Origin of the sequence: Cellulomonas biazotea (genome assembly GCF_004306155.1) — a bacterium.
GTDB classification, from domain to species: Bacteria; Actinomycetota; Actinomycetes; order Actinomycetales; family Cellulomonadaceae; genus Cellulomonas; species Cellulomonas biazotea.
In genome coordinates, this window is record NZ_BIMR01000463.1 from 1 (window position 1) to 4,221 (window position 4,221).

Consider the following 4,221-nt stretch of genomic DNA (forward strand, 5'->3'; position numbering starts at 1 on the left):
GGGTGGGCGCGCGCGTGCCGGGCGCTCGCCGCCGCCGCGCTGCAGCTTCCCGACGCCCGCCAGGAGGCGCAGAGCGCGGAGGCCGTCGCGCGGGCCGCGGGGTCGCCGGGGGCGCTCGCCTACGCGTACGCGGCGCTGGCCGCGACCGACCCCGACGGTGGTGCGGAGCTGCGCGCGTTCGCGGTCGCGACGGCCGACGAGCACGGCGTCGACGTCCGGCCGTGGGCGGCGCTGGCCGCCGCGACCCCGGAGTCGCCGGTGCGACGTCCGCGGGCCGTCGACGACCCCGTGTGGGGCGGTGTGCCGCTCGTCGACGTGCGGTGCCTCGGGGAGTTCCGGCTGCGGGTCGACGGCGTCGACGCGGACCTGTCGGGCGTGCGTCCCCGGGCGCGCGCCGCGCTGCGGGTGCTGGCGCTGCACGCGGGCCGTCCGGTGCACCGCGAGCTCCTGGCCGAGGCCCTGTGGGGCGACCTCGACCCCCGGGCGGCGCTGCACAACCTGCACGTGAGCCTGTCGGCGGTGCGCCGCGCGCTCGAGCCGGGCGTGCCGACGCGCAGCAGCCGGCTGCTGGTCCGCGACGGCGAGACGTACACGCTCGTCCTGCGGCCGGGGTCGACGAGCGACGTCGCCGCGCTGGACCGGGCGGTGCGGGAGGCGGCACGGCTGCGGGCCGTGGGCGACGACGCGGGCGCGCGCGCCGAGCTGACGTGCGCCGTCGACCTGTACCGGGGCGACCTGCTGCCCGAGGACGGTCCGGCCGAGTGGGTGGTCGGCGAGCGTGAGCGCCTGCGCCTGACCGCCGCCGACGCGGCCGTCGCGCTCGCCGAGCTGGAGCTCGCGCACGGTCGGTACGACCAGGCGGTCGCGGCCGCGACGCGGGGCATCCGGCTCGACGAGTGCCGCGACCACGCCTGGCGGGTGCTCGTCGCGGCGTTCACGGCCGCGGGCGACGCGGCCGCCGCGCACCGGGCGACCCAGGGGTACCGCGCGATGCTCGACACGCTCGGCGTGGCGGTCGGGGGCACGCCCGGCGTCGGGGCCGCGCGCGGCGGCACCCCGGTCGTCCCGACGCCGATCCGCCGGGCGCACCCCACGGACGTCGGACCGGCGCCCGACGGCGTCAGTCGCGCCCGCGGAACTCCACCTCCGCGATCGCCACGTGGGTCTCCGGCGTCGCCCGGAACGTGGAGCTGATCGTCAGCCGGACTGCGACGACGTCGTCGATCGCGGGGCTCGCGCTCTGCAGGCCGACGCGGTCGTCGAGCGGGATCTCGACGGTCTGCTGCGTGCCGGCCGAGGTCGTCGCGGTGAGCGTGAGGACCTCCGGGCTGGACCCTTCGAGGAAGTCCTTCTCGACGTCCGACGCCCCGGGGATGACGAGCACCCGGGTCAGCCGGAACGGCTGACCGAACGCGAAGTCGACGAACTGGCCGACCCCGTCGCCGGGGGTGGCGGGGGACCACGCGAGGTTCGTCGCGCCGTCGCGGATCTGCGCGGCGGGCCGGTCGGGCAGCTCGCTCGACGCCGCGATCGCGACGGGGTTCACGGCGGTGTTGCCCTGCACCCGGTCGACGAGCGCGATGCGGGCCCTCTCGATCTCGGGGCGGAACGCGAGGACGACCGCGACGAGCGCGCCGATGACGAGGATCACGACGACCGGTCGGGTCGGGAACCGTCGACGGCGCGGCGGCCGGTACCCGGCGGCCCGGGCGACCCGCGGGTCCGGGCGCCACAGCCGGCTCCACCACGACCGGCGCTGCGCGACGGGTGCGTCGGCGAGGCTCGTCCCGCAGGCGCGGCAGAACCTGCGCGTCGGGGTGTTGCCCGCGCCGCACCGGCCGCACACGAGGTCGCCGGGCTGCGGCGGGGTGTCGTCGGCCTTCGGGGCGGGACGCTGCGGGCGCGGTGCCTGGGGGGTACCGGGCTTGACCGGTGCGGGCTGGGTGGGTGCGACGGCCGCGGGGGCGGGCTTGGGGCGCGGGGGAGGGGCGAGCATCGCGGCCGCGGTGGCGCTGCGGGCGGCGGCCTGCTCGGCGGCCTTCCGCTCGGCGGCCTCCTGATCGGCCCTTCGCTCCGCGGCCTCACGCTCGGCCTCGCGTGCCGCTGCTTCGCGCTCGGCCTGCTGCTCGGCCTCGCGCTCGACGACCTCGTCCTCGGCGGCCCGTCGTGCGGCCGCCTCCTGGTCGGCGGCGGCGCGTGCCGCTGTCTCGCGCTCGGCGGCCTCCCGCGCAGGCGTGCCCGACGGCCCGGGCTGCCGGTCGGGGAGCGTCGGCCCGTCGTCCGACCCGGTCGCGGCGGGTGCGGAGGACGTCCCCGGCCGGTCCGGCGTCGCGGCTGCGCGCCGCCCCGATGACGGAGCGACCGGGGTATCGGGGGTGACGGTCGTGGCGGGGACGGACGTCGTCGTCGCCTCGGCACCCGCGACGGCCGCGCCGGTGGTCGTCGTGCCCGAGCCGCCGCTCCCGACCGTCAGGTCGTCGGTGCCCGGCGCCGTCGGCGGCTCGGGGCGCGGCAGGACGGCGGTCGTCGCGGGCGCGTCGCCCCCGGTCGCCCCCGTCGCCCCGGTCGTCCCGGACAGCCCGACGGCCCCGGCCGTCGCGTGGTCGTCGGCGGCGGCCGCGGCGGCGGGCTCCTCGGCGACGGCAGGCTCGTCCCACTCCAGGTACGAGCCGCACCCGCCGCAGAACTGCTCGTCGTCCTCGTTCCGGGTGCCGCACGACGGGCACACGATCATGGCGTCTCCTCCTCGATGTCGAGCGTGAAGGGCACGTGGGCGGCGGTGACGGCGGCGACGACCCGTTCGACGCGTCGCCGGTCGACGGGCCCGTGCGCCCGCACGTGGACGCGCACCGCGGGCACGGGGTCGCCGGGCAGGGTGCCGCCGGGGGCGGCGGACCAGGCGGCGCCGCCGCTGTCGGTCACCTCGACGTCGCCGTCGACGACGAGCCGGACGGCCTCGGCGACGCCGCGGGCGGTGCCGCGCCAGCGGTGCACGGCGGAGGCGTGCGCGACGACCTCGCGCCGCCGTTCGGTCGTCCAGGTCTGGTCGGGCTCGATGCCGACCCAGCCGCACAGCCACTCGAGGAAGTCGGCGGGCGCGAGGTGCGGGTCGACGTAGCAGGCGAGCGCGTCGAGGCTCAGGTAGACGGGCGCGAACGTGTCGTCGATCGCGGCGGCGAACCGCAGCAGGAAGTCGTCCTCCTGGAGCACGGCGGGGAGCCGGGTGCCGATGGGCACCGGGCTCGCGAGGCCGTCGACCATGCCGCGCACGTCAGCGCCTCGTGACCCGGACCTGGTGCCGGAAGGAGAACACCAGCGCGTGCTTGTCGATGTCGATGCGCTGGACGGCCTCGCCGCGGCGGCCGGTGATGGGGTCGGCGGCGAAGAGCTTGACGTCCTCGACGATCTCGGTGCCGGCGAGCTGCTGCAGGACGGCGTACACCTCGCCGGCCTGGACGGGCCGCCCGAAGGGCCAGCCGTCGCCGTCGGGCCCGCCCTGCAGGGGCTCGAAGTACCGGTGCAGGGCGCGCTCGGCGTCGGTCGCGAGCTGGGCGACGTCCGCGCGGGGGCGGGGCGAGAGGCGCGCGACGACGGTGACGCCCTGGTAGAACGGCGGCTCGACGAGGACCCGGACGCCGACGGGGCGGCGCTCGTCGAGGTGCTCGGCGATGGCCTGCAGGGTGTCGGCCTGCGGCACGAGGTCCTCGAACCGCAGGACGCCCGCGGCGTCGGGCACGGCGGTCGGGACGACGAGGACACGCACGGCCCCGGCGTCGGCGCCGTCGCCCGCGGCGACGCACCGCACCCGGGCGACGCCGGTCGTCGCGGCGCGCGCGAGCTCCTCGTAGTCCTCGGTCGTGACGGCCCGGTCGCGGACGCGCAGCGCGAGCGGACCGCGCTCCTTGGCCTCGTCGACGCTCTCCGCGGCGACCCCGCCGACGGCGGCCCGCCGGTTGGAGACGCGGTCGACGAACGGCACCGCGCCCCGCAGGACCTGCACGGTGCCGGGGGCGACGTTGCCGTCGGGACCGCCGCCGGTGCGGTAGCGGGGGACGCGCAGCGGGGCGCCCTTGGGTGGGACGGCGCCGTACCCGCGCAGCGTCCCGTCGGGCTCGCGGACGGCGGGCGCGAGCTGCAGCTCGCCTGCGGCGCGGTCGACGACGAACACCCGGTCGTCGGGCTCGTGGCCGGCGAACGACCCGACCTCGGTCCACGTGTCCC

4 protein-coding genes are annotated in these 4,221 nt (G+C 78.5%); 1 reads left to right on the top strand and 3 read right to left on the bottom strand.

The features are described 5' to 3' along the window. Positions 1-1,194 (top strand): AfsR/SARP family transcriptional regulator (locus tag CBZ_RS20155; protein ID WP_174768708.1); only part of this gene is annotated, 1,194 nt, incomplete at its 5' end. Here the strand turns inward: CBZ_RS20155 and CBZ_RS20160 are convergent. From CBZ_RS20160 to CBZ_RS20170, 3 genes are all read right to left on the bottom strand, one after another. Continuing rightward, a complete protein-coding gene (locus CBZ_RS20160) occupies positions 1,121-2,734 on the bottom strand; it encodes a zinc ribbon domain-containing protein (RefSeq protein ID WP_130783206.1) in 1,614 nt (537 codons plus the stop codon). The two genes, CBZ_RS20155 and CBZ_RS20160, sit on opposite strands and share 74 nt — an antisense overlap. Next, positions 2,731-3,261, bottom strand: coding sequence for a phage tail protein (locus CBZ_RS20165; RefSeq protein WP_246013574.1), 531 nt, complete (start codon positions 3,259-3,261; stop codon positions 2,731-2,733). Before CBZ_RS20165 ends, CBZ_RS20160 begins: the two co-directional genes overlap by 4 nt. Before the next feature lie 10 nt (positions 3,262-3,271). Next, the coding region (locus CBZ_RS20170) for a putative baseplate assembly protein (RefSeq protein ID WP_130783208.1) at positions 3,272-4,221 on the bottom strand (950 nt) is incomplete at its 5' end.